This is a genomic window from Shinella sp. R2-11, from assembly GCF_055330205.1.
Map to the genome: position 1 here is coordinate 735,858 of NZ_JBVAPC010000002.1, position 22,071 is coordinate 757,928.

The following is a 22,071-nucleotide window of genomic DNA, read 5'->3' on the forward strand; positions in this document are numbered from 1 at the left end:
TCCCCAAGGGAAGAAGGAGAGCGCGGCGATGCCTTGCCCTGCATGAAAGAAAACAGCGCCACATCCTCCTTTTCCCCGCCTGCGGGAGAAGGAGGATGTGGCGGATGAAGGGCAGGCGAACTACACCCCGCCCGACAGCAACCGCGCCGCCGCCGCCCGTGCCTCGTCGGTCACGGAAGCACCGGCCAGCATGCGGGCGATCTCCTCGGTGCGGGCGCCGTCGTCCATGCGGGCGACGCGGGTGGCGACGGTCTCGCTGCCCTCGACCGGTCCCTTGGAGATGAGGAGGTGCGTCGCCGCACGCGCTGCGACCTGCGGCGCGTGTGTGACGGAAAGCACCTGCACCGTGGAGGAGAGGCGTTTCAGCCGCTGGCCGATGGCATCGGCCACCGCGCCGCCGACGCCGGTGTCGATTTCGTCGAAGACGAGCGTCGGGGCCGAGCCGCGGTCGGCGAGCGCCACCTTCAGCGCCAGCAGGAAGCGCGAGAGCTCGCCCCCGGACGCCACCTTCATGATCGGGCCGGGACGCGTGCCGGGATTGGTCTGGACGTGGAACTCGACCGTGTCGATCCCCTCCTCCGCACCACCCTCGGGATCGGTGGCGATCTCGACGGTAAAGCGCGCGCGCTCCAGCTTGAGCGCCGGCAGCTCCGCCATCACGGCGGCGGCGAGCGCATCGGCGGCATGGTGCCGCCGTTCGGAAAGCGAGCGGGCGGCGATCGCATAGGCCGCGCGCGCCTCGTTGAGGCGCGCTTCGAGCTGCACCAGCTTCTCCTCGCCGGCATCGAGATCGGCAAGGTCGGCGATCATCTTCGCCGCAAGCGCCGGAAGGCCGGTGACGGGCACGGAATATTTGCGGGCGGCGGCGCGCAGCGCGAACAGCCGCTCTTCCGTGCGCTCCAGCTCCTTGGGGTCGTATTCCGTCTTGCGCAGCGCCGACTCGACAGCCATCTGCGCGTCGGAAAGCTGGTTCAGCGCCTGGTCGAGGAATTCGACCGTCTCCTCCAGCAGGCCCGGCGCCTCATGGCTCTTGCGCTCCAGCCGGCGCACGAGCGCGGCGATCAGCGGAACGGGCGAGGCATTGCCGTTCAGGAACTCGCTCGCCTCGTTGATGTCGCCGGCGATGCGCTCGGCCTTCATCATGCGGGCGCGCACCTCGGCCAACGCATCCTCCTCGCCGTCCTGCGGTGAAAGGGCCTCCAGCTCCTCGACGGAGGAGCGCAGGTAATCGGCCTCGCGGGCCGCGGCCTCCACCTTCTCGCGGTGGCGGCGCAGCGTGCGCTCGGCATCTTTCCAATGGTGATAGAGCGCGCCGACATCGCCCGCGGCCTCGGCAAGGCCGCCGAAGGCGTCGAGCAGCAGGCGGTGGGCGTCCGTATCGACCAACGCGCGGTCGTCGTGCTGGCCGTGGATCTCGACGAGAAGCTGGCCGGCCTGCCGCATGAGCTGCACGGAGACCGGCTGATCGTTGACATAGGCCTTGGTGCGGCCGTCGGCCGATTGCTGGCGGCGGAAGATGAGGTCGCCGTCGTCGTCGATGCCGTTGTCGCGCAGGAGCGCGCGCGCCGCATGGCCCGTCGGCACGTCGAAGACGGCCGTCACCTGGCCGCGCTCGATGCCGTGGCGCACCAGCGAACCGTCGCCGCGCCCGCCGAGCGCCAGCGAGAGACTGTCGAGAAGGATGGACTTGCCGGCGCCCGTCTCGCCCGTCAGCACGGAGAGACCCGGCTCGAATGCAAGGTCGAGCCGTTCGATCAGGACGATATCGCGGATCGATAGCTGAGCCAGCATATCGTATCTATCTCTTGCGTCAGGCGCCGATCAGCTTCTTGCCGGCGCGCGCGATCCAGGAACCGGAATTCTCACGCGGCTCCAGACCCTTGGTCTGGAGAAGCTTGTAGCTGTCGGAATACCACTGGCTGTCCGGGTAGTTGTGGCCGAGAACGGCGGCCGCCGTCTGCGCTTCGCTGTCGATGCCCATCGCGTAATAGGTCTCGACGAGACGCGCCAGCGCCTCCTCAATCTGGTTGGTCATCGGATATTTCTCGACGACGACGCGGAAACGGGTCGCCGCGGCGATATATTCCTTGCGCTCGAGATAATAGCGGCCGATCTGCATTTCCTTGCCGGCGAGCTGGTCGCGGGCAAAGCGGATCTTCGCCTGCGCATCCTCGACATATTCCGAGTCGGGATAGTTGTCGACGACGGCCTGCATGGCCTCGATGGTCTGCTGCGAGGCGCGCTGGTCCTGCGTCACGCTCGGGATCTGCTTCCAGTAGGCAAGACCGATGATATACTGCGCATAGGCCGCGTCTTCCGATCCCGGATAGAGCGAGAGATAACGCTTGCCGGCAGTGATGGCCTCTTCGTTGCGGCCCTGGCGATAATTCGTGAAGGCCAGCATGACGAGCGACTTGCGCGCCTGGTTGGAGAACGGGCTCTGGCGGTCGACCGCCTCGAACTTGCGGCCTGCCTCGCTGACCTTGCCGGCATTGAGGTTGGCCAGGCCCTGGTTGTAGAGCGTGTCCGGGGATTCGGCTTCGCCGGTCAGTTTCGTGATGTCGATGTCCGGGTCCGACTGGCAAGCCGAAAGACCAATCGAAGACGCCGTAGCGAAAAGCGTAAGATAGACAATGCGCGCCGTCTTCTTCACACCAACAGACCCTGCAACAACCATGTGACAATCCCAGTTAACGGCACTTGAAGCGGACAGGCCGCACACGCGCCCCGCGTTGTATCTCCAAATGCAGGAAGATCGCAACGCCATGCCGACGCATTAACGCATTTTTATGGCAATCGTACCGGGAGGATGATACCGGGCCGACCCTGGTTCACAAAGACCAGGGGGCGAATTCCGGGGCGTTGACGGCGATCAGCTCGCGCTGGCCGGCGCGCGAACGCGGTGCGGACGCCTCCACCACCTCATAGGCGGTGCGGTCGCTGAGCAGCGCCTTCAGCGCATGGGCGTTCATCTTGTGGCCGCCGCGATAGGAGCGATAGCAGCCGATGAACTGCGCGCCGGCAAGCGCGAGGTCACCGACAGCGTCGAGCGTCTTGTGGCGGACGAACTCGTCCCTGGCGTAGCGCAGGCCCTCGACATTGATCACGGTGTTGTCGTCGGAGATGACGACGGAGTTTTCCAGCGACGAACCGAGCGCATGGCCGGAAGCCCACAGCCGCTCGACATCGCGCATGAAGCCGAAGGTGCGGGCGCGGGAAAGCTCGTTGCGGAAGGTGGCGGAGGTCAGGTCGCCCTTCCAGGACTGGCGGCCGATCAGCGGGCAGTCGAAATCGATCTCGACCTCGAATCGCGTGCCGCCGTCATAGGGCAGGAACTCGGCCCAGGAGGCGCCGGCTTCGATTCGCACCGGCTTGACGATGCGGATATAGCGGCGCTTCACGGAGAGCGCGACGAGGCCGACCTGGTCGATGGCGTCGATGAAGGGTGCGGAGCTGCCGTCCATGATCGGCATTTCGGCGCCGTGCACTTCGATCAGCACATTATCGAGGCCGAGCGCGTAGACCGCGGCCATGACGTGCTCGACCGTGGCGATCGACGTTGCCGGGGAGAAGCCGAGGACGGTGCAGAGGTCGGTGTTGCCGACCTGCGAGGAGACCGCACGGTATTCGCTGACCGTGCCGTCGTTATGCAGGCGCTGGAAGACGACGCCGCTGTCGGCCTCGGAGGGGTTGAAGGTGATCGACACGGCCGCGCCGGAATGGACGCCGGTCCCGGAAATCGTCACCGGGCTGGAAATCGTCGTCTGGAAACCGAGCATACCGATCGTCATCTGCATTCGCCTTATCTTACTATCGGCTCATTCTTCGCCGACATTGTCTGTCTCAGGCCTCAGGAAGCCATTCGCCGGACGCACTGCGCCCGCCGACTTTCATGCCGGACCGTCTGGAGTGTGGTATGCGCTCCGGCAAGGCCTTACGCGCGAATCCTGACTATCCCCTTTGCCCAGCCTGAATGTAGTAGGCCCCTCACCTTCAGACAAATCACTGTTTCTTTCGCTTTGTTACGCATGTTTCAGCCAACAAGCCCTTGAAAGGAAACGGAAATAAAAATGCCCGGATCGACGATCCGGGCATCTTGTTTCAGGGCGCTTTCCCGAAGGGCCTCAGTTGGACTGCCGGCGGAGGAACGCCGGGATTTCCAGCTGGTCGTCTTCCTGCAGCGCGCGCGGCTGCGGATTGGCGCGGCCGTGGTCGTCGAGCTGGCCGCGACGCGGTGCATAGAGGCTGGCTTCGGCCGAGAGCGGGCGGCGCTGCTGCTGGGCGGCAGGGGCGGCCTGCTCCTGTGCATGCGCCTCCTCATGACGGCCGAGCGACGAGGTCAGGCGCTTGAGGAGGCCCATCGGGCCGCGCTCTTCCTGGTGCCCCATGGCCGGCTGCTGGGCGGTGCGGTGGTCGATTTCGGCCTGCACGACCGGCGGGAAGTCCTCGATCTTCGGCATGCGCATGGCCTGCGGCTCCTGACGGATGATCGGAGCGGCGGGCTCGACGCGCTGCTGCATGACCGGGGCCTGCTGCACGGGCTGCTGGACCGGGATCGAACGCTGGACGACCGGCATTTCGGCGGGCGCTGCGAAGATGCGGTTCTGCAGGCGCGGCTCTTCGTGATGCGCGGCGACCTGCTGGACCGGTGCCGGGCGGCTTGCCGGAATGGCGAGTTCCCGTTCGAGGTTTTCCTCGGAAGCGCGGATCGCTTCGGCAATCGGGTCGATGACCGGCTGCTGGGCGACCGGCTGCTGCATGACCGGCTGGTGCTGCATCACGGGCTGCTGCGCGACGGGCTGCGGGGCAGCGGCGACGGGCTGAACCTGCGGCTGGACCGGAACGGCGGCCGACGGACGGACTACTGGCTTGCTATGGCCGCGAAAGTCAGCAGAACGACCGGCCACCTCCGAGGCCGAACGGTCGATGCCGGTGGCGACGACGGAAACGCGGATGAGGCCTTCGAGTTCTTCGTCGAAGGTAGCGCCGAGGATGATGTTCGCATCCGGATCGACTTCCTCGCGGATACGGGTCGCAGCCTCGTCGACTTCGAAGAGGGTGAGGTCGCGGCCGCCGGTGATGGAGATCAGCAGGCCCTGGGCGCCCTTCATCGAGGTCTCGTCGAGCAGCGGGTTGGCGATGGCGGCTTCGGCTGCGGCCATTGCGCGGCCTTCGCCCGAGGCTTCGCCCGTGCCCATCATGGCGCGGCCCATCTCGCGCATCACCGAGCGGACGTCGGCGAAGTCGAGGTTGATGAGGCCTTCCTTGACCATGAGGTCGGTGATGCAGGCGACGCCCGAATAGAGCACCTGGTCGGCCATCGCGAAGGCGTCGGCGAAGGTGGTCTTGTCGTTGGCGATGCGGAAGAGGTTCTGGTTCGGGATGACGATCAGCGTGTCGACCGACTTCTGGAGTTCCAGTATACCTTCTTCGGCAAGGCGCATGCGGCGGCCGCCTTCGAAGTGGAACGGCTTGGTGACGACGCCGACGGTCAGGATGCCCTTGTTGCGGGCGGCCTGCGCGACGATGGGAGCCGCGCCCGTGCCGGTGCCGCCGCCCATGCCGGCGGTGACGAAGCACATGTGGGTGCCGTTGAGGTGATCGATGATCTCGTCGATGCACTCTTCGGCGGCCGCGCGGCCGACTTCCGGCTGCGAGCCGGCGCCGAGGCCTTCGGTGACCTGGACACCCATCTGGATGATCCGCGAAGCCTTGGTCATGGACAGCGCCTGGGCGTCGGTGTTGGCGACGACGAAGTCGACGCCTTCGAGGCCCGCGGTGATCATGTTGTTGACGGCATTGCCGCCGCCGCCGCCGACACCGAAGACGGTGATGCGGGGCTTCAGCTCAGTGATGTCCGGCTTCTGCAGCTTGATAGTCATTGCATTGTTCCTTTCGTTTCCGGCCGCTTCGCCCAGCCGGTCTATTCACGATACTCGTTGTCGGTCTTTCCCGGCGGCACGCCGCCGGGAAACCCGTCAGAAACTTTCCTTCAGCCACTGGCCCATGCGGGCTATGCGGCCGTTGCCACCCGTGAGCTGCGAGAGCATGCCGCCCTGCACAGCGTGTTCTTCCAGTTCCGCGACCTGCGGATAGATCATGAGGCCCACCGCGGTCGAAAAGGCCGGGCCCTTGGCCGCCGTCGGCAGGCCGGACACGCCGAGCGGCCGGCCGATGCGGACGTTGCGGGCGAGGACGCGGCGGGCCGCTTCCGGCAGGCCGGTGAGCTGGCTCGCGCCGCCCGTCAGCACGATCCGTTTCCCGACGATGGGCGAGAAGCCGGAACGCTGGATACGGTCGCGAATGAGTTCGAGCGTCTCCTCGATCCTTGCCCGCACGATGCGCGAGATGAGCGTGCGCGGCACGTGGGTCGGCTGGTCGCGGTCGTCCTCGCCGATGGGCGGGACGGTGATGATGTCGCGCTCGTCGCCGGCATTCGGCAGCGCCGAGCCGTGCACGACCTTGAGGCGTTCGGCATCCTCGATGCGGGTCGAGAGGCCGCGCGCGAGGTCCGTGGTGACGTGGTGGCCGCCGAGCGAGACGGCGTCGGAATGCACCAGCTTGCCTTCGGCGAAGACGGAAATCGTCGTCGTGCCGCCGCCCATGTCGATGCAGGCGCAGCCGAGCTCGACCTCGTCGTCGACAAGGGCCGAAAGGCCGCTCGCATAGGGCGTCGCCACCATGCCCTCGACGGAGAGGTGCGCGCGGTTGATGCAGAGTTCCAGGTTCTTCAGCGCGGTGCGCTCGGCCGTCAGCACATGCATGTCGACGCCGAGGACGTCGCCGAACATGGAGAGCGGATCGCGGATGCTGCGCTCTCCGTCCAGCGAGAAGCCGGTCGGCAGCGAATGGAGGATGGCGCGGTCCTGGCGCAGCGACTGCTGGCCGGCGACGGCGAGCACCTTGCGCAGGTCGTTGGCGTCGACTTCCTGGCCGCCGAGATCGATGGTGGCGGTGTAGACGTCGCTCTGCAGGCGGCCTGCGGAAACGTTGACGATCAGGCTCTCGATGGTGAGGCCGGCCATGCGCTCGGCCGCGTCGACGGCAAGGCGCACGACGCTCTCGACGGCGTCGAGATCGGTGATCACGCCGTTCTTCACGCCGCGGGATTTCTGGTGGCCGATGCCGATCACTTCGACATTGTGCGTGCGGCCCGGCAGGATCTCGCTCTCGGCGCGCGGCGTCAGCCGGCCGATCATGCAGACGATCTTGGTGGAACCGATGTCGAGGACCGAAACGACGTGAGCACGCTTGGAGGAAAGCGGCTTCAAGCGCGGCAGGCCGAAGTGGGACGAACCGAAAATGCTCATGTGCGCTTCGCTGCCTTCTTCAGGTCCTTTGCCCTCTGCTCGACCGCCGCATTGCGGCGTTCCAGCGCCCCTTCCGTGAGCCGCACCGTGGTGCGGTCCTCGAGCCGCAGGTCGACCGCGGCGATGTCCCGTTCCAGCAGCCCCTCCTCGCCTTCCAGCGTCGCCAGCATGTCCATGGCGCGCGGCACGTTGTGCTCCGGCAGCTTCACGACGATGCCGTTGTCGAGGCGCAGGTCCCAGCGGCGGCCGGCGACCCGGATATAGGCCTTCACCCGCGCCTTGAGCTCCGGCCAGTTGTCGAACTCGTCGGCAAAGCCGGCGGCGGCCGTCTCGGCGTCACGGCCGACGAAGAGCGGCAGCGAGGAGAACTTGTTGTCGCGCAGCGGGGCGATGACCGAACCGTTCTTCTCGATCAGCGACAGGTCGTTGCCGTGCTGCCAGATCGCGAAGGCCTCGCGCTCCTTGAGCGCGATCTCGATGGTGCCCGGATAGACCTTGCGGACGGAGACGTCCTGCACCCAGGGCAGATCGGCGAGCTTGGCCCGCGCATCCTTGACGTCGAGCGCGACCAGCGAGGTCGTGCCGTCGAGGCCGAGGCGTTCGAGAATGTCGATCTCGGAGGTCTCGCGGTTGCCGGAGACCTTCACGTCCTCGATGGCAAAGCCCATCGCGGTGGTCGAGGCCTGGGCGAAATCCTGCGAATGGCCGCCCAGCGACATGCCGTAAAGGCCGGTCGAGCCGAGGAACAGCACCGTCGCGACGCTGCCGGTATGGCGCGGAATGTTGATGCGGCCGGCCGCGAGGCTGACGAGGAAACGCACGACCCGGCGCAGCGGACGCGGCAGCACGCGACCGACCTCCGGCTCGGAAAACCCGGCGGGACGCACCCTGCTCTTCCTGAGGCTCAACGCAAGCACGACGCGTCCTCCACCATCCACTTCAAGAACTCACCAAAGGAATGGCCGGCATGATCGGCCATTTCGGGCACCAGGGAGGTAGGGGTCATGCCGGGCTGGGTGTTGACCTCCAGCCAGATGAGCTCGCCATTCTCGGAAAAACGGTCGTCGTAGCGGAAGTCGGAACGGCTGACGCCACGGCACCCGATCGCTTGATGCGCCTTGAGTGCGAGTGTTTGTACTTTTTGGTAAATATTCGGTGAAATTTGCGCCGGGATGACGTGTTTCGAACCGCCTTTTACATATTTGGAATCGTAGTCGTAGAAGGAATGGCCCTGCGGAATGACTTCCGTGACACCGAGCGCGACATCGCCCATGACGCCGCAGGTCAGCTCGCGGCCATAGACGTAGCGCTCCACCATGACGCTGTCGCCGTAGCGCCATTCGGAGGAAGTGATGATCTGCGGGGGATGCGACTGGTCCTCCTTGACCATGACCACGCCGAAGGATGAGCCCTCACGGACGGGCTTGACCACATAGGGCGGCTTCATCGGATGGCTGGAGGTGAAGTCGAAGCGGCTCATCAGGCGCTGCTCCGCAACGGGAATGCCGGCCGCCTTGGCGACGATCTTCGCCTGCGCCTTGTCCATGGCGAGCGCGGAGGCGAGCACGCCGGAATGGGTATAGGGGATTTCCAGATATTCGAGGATGCCCTGGATGGTGCCGTCCTCGCCGAAAGGGCCGTGCAGCGCATTGAAGGCGACGTCCGGCTTGAGATCGGCAAGGACGCTGGCGACGTCATGGCCGACATCGACGCGCGTGACCCTGTAGCCGACAGCCTCGAGCGTATCAGCGCAAGCGTTCCCCGACGAAAGGCTCACCGGCCGTTCCGACGAAAAACCACCCATCAGCACCGCGACATGCTTCACGCTCATAGAACCCCCGACTGTATTCCGCACACTGCCTCTCGTCCCTTGCGCGGACCTGATTTGCCTCACGGTCCGACTCGGCGAGCGAGATGGGACCACTAGAGCGCCATTAAGGTTAATGAAGCGTTTACTTTCGTTAACCTGACGCATCGCGGGACAAATTTTCCTCGCGCCGAATCAGGCAACGCTTCGATTCTCTCTCTGGAATCAGAGAGTTGCGCGCGGCGCAAGAAAAACCGGCAAATCGGGCGTCATCACGCCCATGCGCGCGCCGACAATGCGTTTCGTAAATGCTCGGGTCTCAGGGAAGAACGAAAAGTACGATTTTTCGCCCGTTCGGGTACTTTTATTGTTTCATCGACCGGATGCTTGGCGTAAAAGCCCCCCGCTGCCTCCCAAGACGGCAAACAAGAAACATCAAAAAAGGCACCCCCGATGAGTGAGACACTCTCCTCCGGGTCGCCGACCGCAGCGCATTCCAACCGCGCCGGGCTCAACTCCCCGGCGCGCGTTCTTTTTGCAAGCCTGGTCGGAACGACCATCGAATTCTTCGATTTCTACGTTTACGCCACCGCCGCCGTGCTGGTCTTCCCGACGCTGTTCTTCCCGAACAGCGATCCGACGACGGCGCTGCTCGCCTCCTTCGCGACCTTCTCCATCGCGTTCTTCGCCCGCCCGCTCGGCGCCATCGTCTTCGGGCATTACGGCGACCGCATCGGCCGCAAGACGACGCTCGTCGCCGCGCTCCTGACCATGGGCGTCTCGACCGTGATCATCGGCCTCCTGCCGTCCTACGATTCGATCGGCGTGGTCGCGCCGCTGCTGCTGGCGCTGTGCCGATTCGGCCAGGGCTTCGGCCTCGGCGGCGAATGGGGCGGCGCGGTGCTGCTCGCGACGGAAAACGCCCCTCCGGGCAAGCGGAGCTGGTACGGCATGTTCCCGCAGCTCGGCGCGCCCGTCGGCCTCTTCCTCTCCTCCGGCATCTTCTGGCTGCTGCTGCATGTTATGTCGCAGGACGCGCTGCTCGCCTGGGGCTGGCGCATTCCCTTCGTGGCGTCCATCGTGCTCATCGCCGTCGGCCTCTGGGTGCGCCTGTCGATCACCGAGACGCCCGCCTTCCAGAAGGCCATCGAGAAGCAGGAGCGCGTGGAAGTCCCGGTCGTCGAGCTCTTCCGCAACCACAAGCGCAGCCTCGTGCTCGGCACCTTCGTGGCGCTCGCCACCTTCGTGCTGTTCTATATCGGCTCGGCCTATCTGCTGTCCTATAACGTCAAGGTGCTGAACCTGCCCTTCGTCGAGGCGCTCAAGATCCAGCTCGTCGGCTCGGTGCTGTTCGGCCTGTTCATTCCCTTCGCCGGCAAGCTCGCCGAAAGGTTCGGCCGCCGCGAGGTGCTGATCGCCACGACCGTGCTGATCGGCGTCTTCTCGTTCTTCCTGCCGGACTTGATGACCGGCGGCGAAACCGGCATCTTCATCTTCGTGATCTTCGCGATGGCGCTGATGGGCATGACCTACGGCCTGATCGGTACGGCGCTCGCCGCCCCCTTCCCCACGAAGGTGCGCTATACGGGCTCGTCGATCACCTTCAACTTCGCCGGCATCTTCGGCGCCTCGCTCGCGCCCTATATCGCGACCTGGCTGCAGGCGAATTACGGCATGGCCTATGTCGGCTACTATCTCGGCCTCTCGGCCGTCATCACGCTGGCCTGCATCCTGCTTTCGGGCAAGGAAGAGGTCTGAGCCTTTACGGAAAAGGTCCCGAATCGAAAAACCCGCCGCGTCGCCACGGCGGGTTTTCTTTTGCCGGCGATCAGTCGTTCTCGCCGACGATCTTCCAGACGATGCCGCCGATGACGGCCCCGAGGATCGGCGCCACCCAGAACAGCCAGAGCTGCGAGAGCGCCGCCGTATCGGCGAAGAGCGCCACGCCCGTCGAGCGCGCCGGGTTCACCGAGGTATTGGTGATCGGGATCGACACGAGATGGATGAGCGTCAGGCCGAGGCCGATGGCGATCGGCGCGAAGCCCGCCGGCGCGCGGCCGTGGGTCGAGCCGAGGATGATGATGACGAAGAACGCCGTCAGCACCGCCTCGGCAACCAGCGCCGCCGTCAGCGAATAGCCGCCCGGCGAAAGCTCGCCGTAGCCGTTCGAGGCAAAGCCGCCTGCCTGGAAGCCGTCCTTGCCGGAGGCGATGAAGTAGAGCACGGCTGCCGCGACGACGGCGCCCACGACCTGCGCCACGATATAGGGAACGAGGCGGGAAGCCGGGAACTTGCCGGCGACCGTCAGGCCGACGGAGACCGCCGGATTGAAGTGGCCGCCGGAAATGCCGCCGACCGCATAGGCCATGGTCAGCACCGTGAGGCCGAACGCCAGGGCGACCCCGAGGAAGCCGATGCCGAGCGCCGGAAAGGCGGCGGCGAAGATGGCGCTGCCGCAGCCGCCGAAGACGAGCCAGAACGTGCCGAGGAACTCGGCGGAAAGTTTCTTGAACATGAATGCCCCCTGGTCCAGGCCCCGCTGGAGCGGAGCCGCGCCGCGCAACCGTCGCGCGACCGACATAGCATTCGCTAAACTTTTCTGAACGGAGGATGAACGAAGGGGACCGGCGCGGTTCGCATGCGCGCCGGTCCCCTCGCGAAGGCGGAAAATGTCAGGCCGTGGCGCGGCCGAGGAATTCCTTGACCTCGTAGCCCGGAATGAAATTGCCGAGGCGCTTGATCTCCCATTGCAGCACGATGCCGGAATGCTCCAGCACGCGGCTGCGCACGGTCTCGCCGAGATATTCCAGCTCGTAGCCGGTCGCCTGCCCCGTATTGATCATGAAGTTGCAATGCATCGGCGACATCTGCGCGCCGCCGATCATCATGCCGCGGCAACCCGCCTCGTCGATCAGCTTCCAGGCGGAATGGCCTTCCGGATTCTTGAAGGTCGAGCCGCCGGTCTTCTCGCGGATCGGCTGCACGGTCTCGCGATGCTGGCGCACGGCGTCCATCTTCGCGCGGATCTCGTCCTTGTCGCCCGCCTGTCCCTGGAAGACGGCATGGGTGAAGATGAGGTCGGCGGGCGCGGCGGAATGGCGATAGGTATAGCCCATGTCCGCATTGCTCAGCACATGCTTGTTACCCTTGCGGTCGACGGCATGGACCTCGACGACGAGGTCCTTCGTCTCCCCGCCATTTGCGCCGGCATTCATGCGCAGCGCCCCGCCGATGGAGCCGGGAATGCCGTAGTAGAACTCGAAGCCGGCAATGCCGTGGTCGAGCGCCATGGCGGCGATGTTCTTGTCCGGGCAGATGCCGCCCGCCTTGATGCGGTTCTCGCCGATGAGCTCGACATCGCCGAAGCCCTTGGCCGAAAGGCGGATCACGACGCCGGGAATGCCGCCATCACGCACGAGAAGGTTCGAGCCGACGCCCGTCACCGTCAGCGGCACCTCTTCCGGCAGCAGCTTGAGGAAGGTCGTGAGATCGTCGACGTCATGCGGGTGGAACATCAGCTCGGCAAGGCCGCCGGCGCGGAACCACGTCACGCGATCCATCGGCGCATCCGGCGTCAGGCGGCCGCGGACCTCCTTGATGCCCTCGCCCAGCGACGCCAGAAGTTTTGCCCCGTCAACCGTCTTCATGCCACCTCACCCGAAATGCCTGCCAGTTCCTTCGGCAGCGCCTGCGCCCAATACGTGATGCTGCCAGCCCCCAAGAGAACCACAAAGTCGCCGGGCTTTGCAATGCCGGCCACGATGGGCGCCAGGGCTTCCGGCGCGGTCAGGAACCGCGCGTCGCGATGGCCGGCGGACTTGATGCGCGAAACCAGTTCCTCCGCGCTCACGCCGTCGATGGGGTCCTCGCCCGCCGCGTAGACCGGCGCGATCATGATCGTGTCGGCATCGTTGAAGCAGCCGGCGAACTCCTCGAAGAGGCTCGCCACGCGGCTGTAGCGGTGCGGCTGGTGCACGGCGATGATGCGGCCCGAGCAGGCTTCGCGCGCGGCGCGCAGCACGGCCTTGATCTCCACCGGATGGTGGCCGTAGTCGTCGTAGACGTTCACGCCGTTCCAGCTTCCGGTGAAGGTGAAGCGGCGCTTGACGCCGCCGAAGCTCGCCAGCCCCTTGGCGATCGCCTCCGGCGTAATGCCGAGGCGCTGGGCGACGGCGATGGCGGCGGTCGCGTTGGAAACGTTATGGCGGCCGGGCATCGGCAGGCGCAGGTCCTTCATGGAGATCACCTGCCCGGTACGGCGGCGGCGGATCTCCACGTCGAAGACGGAGGTCGCGCCGTCCATGCGGATATTGGAAAAGCGCACGTCCGCCTGCGGGTTCTCGCCATAGGTGATGACCTTGCGGTCCTCGATGCGACTGACCATCGACTGCACTTCGGGATGATCGAGGCACATGACACCGAAGCCGTAGAACGGCACGTTCTCGACGAACTGGCGGAAGGCTGCGCGCACGGCATCGAAATTGCCGTAATGGTCGAGGTGCTCGGGATCGATATTGGTGACGACGGCGATGTCCGCCGGCAGCTTGAGGAAGGTGCCGTCCGATTCGTCGGCCTCCACCACCATCCACTCGCCCTCGCCCATGCGGGCATTGGTGCCGTAGGCGTTGATGATGCCGCCATTGATGACGGTCGGATCGAGCCCGCCGGCTTCGAGAAGCGTCGCGACCATCGAGGTCGTCGTCGTCTTGCCGTGCGTGCCGCCGATGGCGATGGCGTTGCGGAAGCGCATCAGCTCGGCGAGCATTTCCGCCCGGCGCACGACCGGCAGCAGCTTTTCGCGCGCCGCGACGAGTTCCGGATTGCTCTTCCTGATGGCGGTTGACACGACGACGACCTCGGCATCGCCGAGATTTTCCGCCCTGTGGCCGACGAAGACCTCGATGCCCTTGTCGCGCAGGCGCTGCACATTGGCGCTGTCCGACTGGTCGGAGCCCTGCACGCGATGGCCGAGATTGTGCAGCACCTCGGCGATGCCGCTCATGCCGATGCCGCCAATGCCGATGAAATGAACGAGCCCTATGCTCTGCGGCATCTTCATGGCCGTTCTCCCTTGAATTGTGCGATCATCTTGCCGCCCGCAATAGCCTCAACCATCAGGGCGAGCAAGCGCGCGGCGTCCGGTTTGCCCGCCTTTCTGGCATTCGCGGCCATCGCGGCCATGCGCGCGGGATCGTGCATGGCTTTGGAGACGATGCCGGCAAGCCGCTCCGTCGAAAGCTCGGACTGGGCGATCACCTTCGCCCCGCCGCCGGCGGCAAGCGCCGCGGCATTGGCCGCCTGGTCGTGGTCGAGCGCGTAAGGGTAAGGCACGAGGATGGAGGGCCGGCCGATGACCGAAACTTCCGAGACCGTCGAGGCGCCCGAGCGGCTGATGACGAGATGGGCATGGCCGATGCGCGCGGCCATGTCGGTGAAGAAGGGCGAGACGTCGGCGGGAATGCCGAGGTCGGCATAGGAGCGCACCACCTCGTCGCGGTCTTCCGGCCGCGCCTGCTGGGTGATCCTCAGCCGCGCCCGGTCTTCAGGCTCAAGGGCCGCGATCGCCGATGGAATGGCCTTGGAGAAGAACTGCGCGCCCTGGCTGCCGCCGAAGACGACGAGGCGGAACTCGCCATCCGCCGAGGGCTCATAGGGAATGGCCGATGCGTCCAGCACGGCCGGACGCACGGGATTGCCCGTCGTCACCGTCTTTTCCGAATATTGGCCGCCCGTCTCGGGCAGGAAGCCGCCGGCAATGGCCTTCACGCGATTGGCGAGCGCCTTGTTGGCGCGGCCCATCACGGCGTTCTGCTCGTGGATCATCGAGGGGATGCCCATGCCCGTGGCGGCAAGCAGCGGCGGCAGGGTCGGATAGCCGCCGAAGCCGACGACGACCTTCGGCCGCAGCCGCGCCATCAGCCTGCGCGCGGTGCGAATGCCTTTCCAGAGGGTCAGAAGCGAGCGGACGACGCTGACCGGGTTCTTCGAGCCGATGGTGGCGGAGGGAACGACATGGATCTCGTCCGCCGGGAACTTGCCGGCAAATCGCTCGGCCCTGCTGTCGGTGACGAGATGGACCGACCAGCCGCCAGCCTTCAGCTCATGCGCCAGCGCCTCTGCCGGAAAGAGATGGCCGCCGGTGCCACCGGCGGCGAGAAGAACGATGCCCTTGTCCATTCAAAACCCTTATTCAGCGGGCGCCACGATGCCGCCGCGGAAGAGGCTGCGCTCGGAGGCGCGCTTTTCCGGCCGGTGACGGGTCAGCGCCAGGATGAAGCCGGCCGTCACGCAGATCGCGATCATCGACGAGCCGCCATAGGAGATCAGCGGCAGCGTCATGCCCTTGGCCGGCAGCAGCTCCAGATTCACGCCGATATTGATCATCGACTGGATGCCGATCTGCAGCACGAGGCCGGCAACGGCAAAGCGCGTGAAATCGTTGCGCTCCTTGAAGGCATGATTGAGGCCGCGCATCACCACGAAGGCGAAGACCAGCACGATTGCCATGCAGAAGACGATGCCGAACTCCTCGGCCGCGACCGAGAAGATGAAGTCGGTATGGCTGTCCGGGATGATGCGCTTGACGATGCCCTCGCCCGGTCCCTGCCCGAACCAGTCGCCGCGGATGATGGCTTCCCGCGCCGTGTCCATCTGGAAGGTGTCGCCCTCGCCGGTCATGAACTTGTCGATACGCGCCGCCACGTGCGGCAGGAACGTATAGGCCGTAAGCAGCCCGCCGACGCCCGCCCCGCCGAGGATGATGATCCACAGCCACGGCATGCCCGCCATGAAGAACATGCCGCCCCAGACGGAGGCGGTCAGGATCGTCTGGCCGAGGTCGGGCTGGGCGACGAGCAGCGCCGCAACGATGCCGAAGAGGATGATGGCGAAGAGGTTGCCGGGGATTTCCGGCTGGCGCGCATGCTCGGCGAAGAGCCAGGCGCAGATCACCACGAAGGCCGGCTTCATGAATTCGGAAGGCTGGATGGAAAGGCTGCCGATGGAGATCCAGCGCCGCGAGCCCTTGACCTCGACGCCGAAGAACAGCGCCAGCACCATGGCCGCGAGCGACACGATGAGAAGGATCATCGCCGCGCGCCGCACCTGCCGGGGCGACATGAAGGAAATGCCGAGCATGACACCGATGGCCGGCACGAGGAAGAAGGCGTGGCGCCGCACGAAGTGGAAGCTGTCGAGGCCGATGCGCTCGGCGACCGCGGGGCTCGCCGCGAAGGACAGCATGAAGCCGAGGCCCATCAGGAGGATGAAGGCCGCGAGGAAGAACCGGTCTATCGTCCAGAACCAGTCCGCCAATGCACCACGTTCGGCACGACTAACCATTTTTCCGTTCCTTCGCTATAGGGCTCCGGGCCTGCTGCTCCGCTCCCGATACCATCGCTAAACCTCGACCAGCATGGATATGCCGGGCAGCGCCGCCACGTGTTTCACGAAGGCGTCGCCCCTGACCTCGAAGTTCTTGTACTGGTCGAAGCTTGCGCAAGCCGGGGATAGAAGAACGGCGACCGGGCCGCCGCCGTCTCTTTCGGCATCCGCCGCCGCATCGGCCACCGCCCGTTCCAGGGTGCCGGCGATCTCGAAGGGCACCGCCTCGCCAAGCGTCGCGGCGAAAGCCGGCGCCGCCTCGCCGATGAGATAGGCCTTGGCGATCCTCGGGAAGAAGCCGCCGAGGGTGGAAATGCCCCCCTCCTTCGGCACGCCGCCGGCGATCCAGTAGATGCGTTCGAAGCTCGACAGCGCGGGCGCCGCCGCATCGGCATTCGTCGCCTTGGAATCATTGACGAAGAGCGCATCGCCCTTGCGGCCAACCGGCTGCATGCGATGCTTGAGGCCGGGGAACGAGGCAAGGCCAGCGCGGATTTCCGTTTCCCCGAGCCCGACGGCAAGGCAGGCCGCGACGGCAGCCGCCGCGTTCTGCGCATTGTGGCTGCCGCGCAGTGTCTGGATGGCGGAGAGATCGGCGATCTCGCGCGAGGTGCCGCCCTGCGCCAGGAGGAGCCGCGAACCGTCGGCATGGATGCCGTCGGCGACGACGTTGCGCCGGGAGATGCGCACGACCTTTGTGCCGGCCCGCTCGACACGGTCGGCGATCATCGCGCAGAACGTATCGTCGACGCCGACGATGGCCGTGCGGCTGCCGGCGACGAGCCGTTCCTTGACATCGGCATAGTGCTGCATCGTACCGTGACGGTCGAGATGGTCGGGCGTAAGGTTCAGCAGGATGCCGGCGGAGGGGTTCAGCGTCGGCGCGAGGTCGATCTGGTAGGACGAGCACTCGACCACGTAGAAGCGGCCCGCCTTCGGCGGATCGAGCGTCAGCACGGCCGTGCCGATATTGCCGCCGAGCTGTGTGTCGCGGCCGCTCACCCGAAGGATATGGGCGATCAGCGCCGTGGTGGTCGACTTGCCGTTGGTGCCGGTAATGGCGATGAAGGGGCAATCGGGCGCCTGCGCCCGGCGTTCACGCACGAAGAGCTCGACGTCACCGATAATCTCCACGCCCGCGGCACGCGCAAGGTCCGCGCTCCAGTGGGGCTTGGGATGGGTCAGCGGCACGCCGGGCGACAGCACCAGCGCGTCGATCCTCGTCCAGTCGAGCGTGCGCAAATCCGCGGTCCGGATGCCGGCGGTGGACGCGTTCTCGACGCTCGCGGGATTGTCGTCCCAGGCGGTCACGTTCGCGCCGCCCGCGGCCAGCGCCATTGCCGTCGCAAGGCCCGAGCCGCCGAGCCCGAAGAGCGCGACCGACTTTCCCTTGAAGGTGGTGACCGGGATCATGGCGCCTTACCGCAGCTTCAGCGTCGACAGGCCGACCAGCGCCAGCACGACGGAGATGATCCAGAAGCGGATCACCACCTGGCTTTCCGTCCAGCCCTTCTTCTCGAAATGGTGGTGGATCGGCGCCATGAGGAACACGCGCTTGCCCGTGAGCTTGAACGAGGCGACCTGGATGATGACCGACAGCGTCTCCATGACGAAGAGGCCGCCGATGATGGCCATAACGATCTCGTGCTTGGTGGCGACGGCGACGGTGCCGATGAGACCCCCGAGTGCCAGGGAACCGGTATCGCCCATGAAGATGGCGGCCGGCGGCGCGTTGAACCACAGGAAGCCGAGGCCGGCGCCGATGACCGCGCCGAGCACCACGGCAAGCTCGCCCGTGCCGGGCACGAAATGGATCTGCAGGTAGTTCGCGAAGACCGCGTTACCGGCAAGATAGGCGATGAGGCCGAAGGCGGCCGCCGAGATCATCACCGGCACGGTGGCAAGGCCGTCGAGGCCGTCCGTCAGGTTCACCGCATTGCCGGCCGCCACGATGACGAAGCCGCCGAACAGCACGAAGAAGATGCCGAGATTGACCAGCATGTCCTTGAAGAACGGGAAGGTGATCGAGGAGCCGAAGGTGGAACCCGCCGCGCCGGCCGACAGCGTCGCATGCATCATGAAATAGGTGGCGATGCCGGCAATGACGAATTCGAGGCCGAGGCGCGCCTTGCCGGAAAAGCCCTTTTCCGTCTGCTTGGTGACCTTGAGGTAATCGTCGTAGAAGCCGATGGCGCCGAAGCCGAGCGTGACGAGCAGCGTCGCCACCACATAGACGTTGGAGAGGTCGGCCCAGAGCAGCGCGCTGCCGACGATGCCGGCAAGGATCATCAGGCCGCCCATTGTGGGCGTTCCGGCCTTCTTGAAATGCGTCTGCGGCCCGTCGGCGCGGATCGGCTGGCCCTTGCCCTGGCGGATGCGCAGCGACGAGATGATCATCGGGCCGAACAGGAAGACGATGGTGGCCGAGGTGAACAGCGCAGCGCCGGTCCGGAAGGTAATGTAGCGGAACAGGTTGAACACCTGGATGGTGTTCGCCAGCTCGACGAGCCAAAGCAGCATTGTCACCCTTTCCCCAAAAGGTTCTGTGAAGCATCCCGGCGTGACCGGCCGGCGATGAAAGCAGATCGCATAAAAGACGAGGTCCGGCGGGCATAAGCCCGGCCGAACCTCCCCATGTTCCTAGCGCTCCCTCTCCGGGAACGCCTCGTATTTGTCAAGCAGGGCCGCCACGATGCGGCTGAAGCCCGTGCCTTTCGATGATTTGACGACCAGCACGTCGCCCGGCTGCACGCCTTGCAGCGCATGGGCGGCCAGTTCGTCGGCTGTTTCGCGGTAGTCGATCTCGATGCCCTCGGGCAGCGCATCGCGCAGCGCCGCCATGTCCGGGCCGGCAAGCCAGACGGTACCGATGGCGGCCTCGAGCAGGGGCTCGGCAAGGCCGGCATGCACGGCGGGCGAATGCTCGCCCATCTCCAGCATGTCGCCGAGCACGGCGATGCGCCGGCCCCGGCCATGCGGCTCCGCATCACGCAGCAGCGCGATCGCCGCGCGCATCGAGGCGGGATTGGCATTGTAGCTATCGTCGATCAGCGTGAACCAGCCGCCGTCCTTGGCCAGCCTGTAGCGCCGTCCCCGGCCCTTCTCGGCCTGCATGGCGGCGAGCCCCGCCATCGCTTTCTCTATATCCCCGCCGGCAAGATGCACCGCGCCGAGCACGGCGACAGCGTTTTCGGCGATGTGGCGGCCCGGCGCACCCATCGGCACTTCGAGCGTCTGCCGGCCGACCGCCGCGCGCAGCAGGCTGCCATCCGGCCCGCTCGTGAAATCGAGCAGGCGGAACTCCGCCTGCGGATCGGCGCCGAAGCTGTGAATGTGCGAGACGCCGGCCTTGCGCGCCGCCGCTTCGAGGAAGGCATATTGCGCATTGTCACGGTTGAGGATGGCGTGGCCGCCCGGCACGACGCCCTCGAAAATCTCCGCCTTGGCGGCGGCGATCTCTTCGAGGTCCCGGAAATTGCCGAGATGGGCCGGCGCGATGGTCGTGACCATCGCGATATGCGGGCGCACCATGGAGACCAGCGGACGGATCTCGCCCGCATGGTTCATGCCGATCTCGAAGATGCCGTAGTCGGTGGTCTCGGGCATGCGCGCCAGCGTCAGCGGCACGCCCCAATGGTTATTGAACGAGGCGACGGAGGCATGCACGTTGCCCGAGGGCGAAAGCGCCTGGCGCAGCATCTCCTTGCTCGTCGTCTTGCCGACCGAGCCGGTGACGGCGATGATCCGCGCCGCCGTGCGGTCGCGCGCCGCGCAGCCGAGGTCGACGAGCGCCTGCAAGACGTCGGGCACCACGATCATCGGCGTGACGAGACGCCCGAGCGCCGGCAGCTTGCCCTCGCTGACGACGAGCAGCGCCGCGCCGTTGGCGACGGCGAAGCTTGCGAAGTCATGACCGTCGACGCGGTCGCCCTTGATGGCGAAGAAGGCTTCGCCCGGCGCGATGGCGCGGCTGTCGATGGAAATGCCGGTCACGCCCTGCGGCATGTTGCCGATGGGACGGCCATGCACGGCTGCGAGCAGGTCAGCGGTGGTCCAGAGCCATGTCACCTGTCGAGTTCCTCCAGTGCCTTGCCGAGCTCGGCATGGTCGGAGAAGGGCAGCGTCACGGAGCCGACGGTCTGCCCCTCCTCATGCCCCTTGCCGGCGACGATCAGCGTATCGCCCGATTGCAGCATGCCGACGGCGTTGCGGATCGCCTTGGCGCGGTCGCCGATCTCGGTCGCGCCCTTGGCGGCGGCCATGATCTCGGAGCGGATGACCTCGGGCACTTCCGAGCGGGGATTGTCGTCGGTGACGATGACCACGTCGGCAAGCCGTGTCGCGATCTCGCCCATGATCGGCCGCTTGCCCTTGTCGCGGTCGCCGCCGCAGCCGAAGACCACGATGACGCGGCCGGTCGTGAAGGGACGCACGGAGGTCAGCACGTTCTCCAGCGCATCCGGCTTGTGCGCATAGTCGACATAGGCGAGCGCGCCGTTCCTGGCATGGCCGACGAGTTCGAGACGGCCGGACGCGCCGATCAGCTTTTCGAGTGCCGCCATGGCGACGGAAGCGGAAACGCCGGTCGACATGGCAAGGCCCGCCGCGACCAGCGCATTGGCCACCTGGAAATCGCCCGCCAGCGGAATGTGCACTTCATGGATGTCGCCGCCGGCATGGATCTCGGCGGTCTGCTTGTGGCGGAAATGCTCGACGCGCTTCAAGGTGAGATAGTCGCCCTTGCGGCCGACCGTGCGCACGTCGAGGCCAGCCTTGCGCGCGGCCTCGATCGCCGCGCCCGACCATTCGTCGTCGGCATAGATGACGGCGGGCGCGCCCTTCGGCAGCAGCGTATCGAAAAGCCGCATCTTGGAGGCCATGTAGTGCTCGACCGTCGGATGGTAATCCATGTGGTCGCGGCCAAGATTGGTGAAGGCGCCGGCGGAAAGCCGCACGCCGTCGAGGCGCGACTGGTCGAGGCCGTGGCTGGAGGCCTCCATGGCGGCATGGGTGACGCCGGCATCGGCAAGCTCGGCGAGCAGCGCATGCAGCGAGACCGGATCGGGCGTCGTCAGCGAGCCGTAGTCGTTGCGGCCGGGCGCGATGACGCCGGTCGTGCCGATCATCGCGGCCGGATGGCCGGCCTGCTCCCAGATCTGCCGCGTGAAGGAGGCGACGGAGGTCTTGCCGGCGGTGCCGGTGACGGCGACCATGGTTTCCGGCTGGCGGCCGTAGAAACGCGCGGCGGCCAGCGCCAGGAAGCGGCGCGGTTCCTTGACCGGAATGACGGGAACGGAAGCCTCTACCGCGGTGCCCTCGGCGACGACGACGGCGGCTGCGCCCCGGGCCACGGCATCGGCGATGAAGGCGCTGCCGTCAGCCTTGGTGCCGGACAGGGCAACGAACAGATCACCGGGCTTGACCTTGCGGCTGTCGCTGGCGATGCCGGTCGCGTCTATCGCGGCTGCGGCGCCCAGGTCGTTGGTTTCGGGTCCGGCAAGGTCACTGATCTTCATTGTCCGCTCTGCTGCTTTCCGTTGGTAGCCGCTCCGCTCACGAATCGGCGTCCCG

The 22,071-nt window shown here is 66.1% G+C and carries 17 protein-coding genes; 1 reads left to right on the top strand and 16 read right to left on the bottom strand.

The window, feature by feature from the left end:
- Positions 1-120: 120 nt before the first annotated feature.
- The 7 genes from recN to ACZ1A1_RS08220 form a co-directional block, all read right to left on the bottom strand.
- Positions 121-1,791, bottom strand: coding sequence for a DNA repair protein RecN (gene recN, locus ACZ1A1_RS08190; protein ID WP_463619478.1), 1,671 nt, complete (start codon positions 1,789-1,791; stop codon positions 121-123).
- A gap of 19 nt (positions 1,792-1,810) precedes the next feature.
- Positions 1,811-2,677, bottom strand: a complete 867-nt coding sequence (locus ACZ1A1_RS08195) for an outer membrane protein assembly factor BamD (RefSeq protein WP_313192768.1) — start codon at positions 2,675-2,677, stop codon at positions 1,811-1,813.
- Positions 2,678-2,831: 154 nt separating this feature from the next.
- On the bottom strand, positions 2,832-3,791 hold the full coding sequence (gene lpxC / locus ACZ1A1_RS08200) for a UDP-3-O-acyl-N-acetylglucosamine deacetylase (RefSeq protein WP_463619479.1): 960 nt from the start codon (positions 3,789-3,791) through the stop codon (positions 2,832-2,834).
- Positions 3,792-4,124: 333 nt separating this feature from the next.
- Positions 4,125-5,882, bottom strand: a complete 1,758-nt coding sequence (ftsZ, locus tag ACZ1A1_RS08205; protein ID WP_463619480.1) for a cell division protein FtsZ — start codon at positions 5,880-5,882, stop codon at positions 4,125-4,127.
- Positions 5,883-5,978: 96 nt separating this feature from the next.
- Positions 5,979-7,310, bottom strand: a complete 1,332-nt coding sequence (gene ftsA, locus ACZ1A1_RS08210; RefSeq protein WP_463619481.1) for a cell division protein FtsA — start codon at positions 7,308-7,310, stop codon at positions 5,979-5,981.
- Positions 7,307-8,227, bottom strand: coding sequence for a cell division protein FtsQ/DivIB (locus ACZ1A1_RS08215; RefSeq protein WP_463619482.1), 921 nt, complete (start codon positions 8,225-8,227; stop codon positions 7,307-7,309). Before ACZ1A1_RS08215 ends, ftsA begins: the two co-directional genes overlap by 4 nt.
- Entirely contained in the window at positions 8,215-9,141 is a 927-nt protein-coding gene (locus ACZ1A1_RS08220; protein WP_463619483.1) for a D-alanine--D-alanine ligase, read from the bottom strand. The genes ACZ1A1_RS08215 and ACZ1A1_RS08220 overlap by 13 nt, the downstream gene beginning before the upstream one ends.
- A gap of 429 nt (positions 9,142-9,570) precedes the next feature.
- Between ACZ1A1_RS08220 and ACZ1A1_RS08225 the strand changes: the two genes are divergently transcribed.
- On the top strand, positions 9,571-10,875 hold the full coding sequence (locus tag ACZ1A1_RS08225; RefSeq protein ID WP_463619484.1) for an MFS transporter: 1,305 nt from the start codon (positions 9,571-9,573) through the stop codon (positions 10,873-10,875).
- A 70-nt stretch (positions 10,876-10,945) separates the two neighbouring features.
- On the opposite strand, the gene aqpZ is transcribed toward ACZ1A1_RS08225, so the two are convergent.
- The 9 genes from aqpZ to ACZ1A1_RS08270 form a co-directional block, all read right to left on the bottom strand.
- The gene (gene aqpZ, locus ACZ1A1_RS08230) at positions 10,946-11,632 is read right to left on the bottom strand and encodes an aquaporin Z (protein ID WP_463619485.1); all 687 of its coding nucleotides are present in this window, start codon (positions 11,630-11,632) and stop codon (positions 10,946-10,948) included.
- Positions 11,633-11,789: 157 nt separating this feature from the next.
- Positions 11,790-12,764, bottom strand: a complete 975-nt coding sequence (gene murB / locus ACZ1A1_RS08235; protein ID WP_463619486.1) for a UDP-N-acetylmuramate dehydrogenase — start codon at positions 12,762-12,764, stop codon at positions 11,790-11,792.
- Complete coding sequence (gene murC, locus ACZ1A1_RS08240; protein ID WP_313192761.1) at positions 12,761-14,176, bottom strand: UDP-N-acetylmuramate--L-alanine ligase; 1,416 nt, start codon at positions 14,174-14,176, stop codon at positions 12,761-12,763. Before murC ends, murB begins: the two co-directional genes overlap by 4 nt.
- Positions 14,173-15,294 carry an undecaprenyldiphospho-muramoylpentapeptide beta-N-acetylglucosaminyltransferase gene (gene murG / locus ACZ1A1_RS08245; RefSeq protein WP_463619487.1) on the bottom strand — a complete coding sequence of 374 codons (1,122 nt, stop codon included), beginning with the start codon at positions 15,292-15,294 and terminating at the stop codon, positions 14,173-14,175. The genes murC and murG overlap by 4 nt, the downstream gene beginning before the upstream one ends.
- A gap of 9 nt (positions 15,295-15,303) precedes the next feature.
- On the bottom strand, positions 15,304-16,458 hold the full coding sequence (gene ftsW / locus ACZ1A1_RS08250) for a putative lipid II flippase FtsW (protein WP_313192759.1): 1,155 nt from the start codon (positions 16,456-16,458) through the stop codon (positions 15,304-15,306).
- Between the two features lie 57 nt (positions 16,459-16,515).
- Positions 16,516-17,913 carry a UDP-N-acetylmuramoyl-L-alanine--D-glutamate ligase gene (murD, locus tag ACZ1A1_RS08255; protein WP_463619488.1) on the bottom strand — a complete coding sequence of 466 codons (1,398 nt, stop codon included), beginning with the start codon at positions 17,911-17,913 and terminating at the stop codon, positions 16,516-16,518.
- Positions 17,914-17,919: 6 nt separating this feature from the next.
- Entirely contained in the window at positions 17,920-19,020 is a 1,101-nt protein-coding gene (gene mraY, locus ACZ1A1_RS08260) for a phospho-N-acetylmuramoyl-pentapeptide-transferase (protein ID WP_119255985.1), read from the bottom strand.
- 120 nt (positions 19,021-19,140) lie between these two features.
- Complete coding sequence (locus ACZ1A1_RS08265; protein ID WP_463619489.1) at positions 19,141-20,568, bottom strand: UDP-N-acetylmuramoylalanyl-D-glutamyl-2,6-diaminopimelate--D-alanyl-D-alanine ligase; 1,428 nt, start codon at positions 20,566-20,568, stop codon at positions 19,141-19,143.
- On the bottom strand, positions 20,565-22,016 hold the full coding sequence (locus ACZ1A1_RS08270) for a UDP-N-acetylmuramoyl-L-alanyl-D-glutamate--2,6-diaminopimelate ligase (protein WP_463619490.1): 1,452 nt from the start codon (positions 22,014-22,016) through the stop codon (positions 20,565-20,567). Before ACZ1A1_RS08270 ends, ACZ1A1_RS08265 begins: the two co-directional genes overlap by 4 nt.
- Between the last annotated feature and the right edge of the window lie 55 nt (positions 22,017-22,071).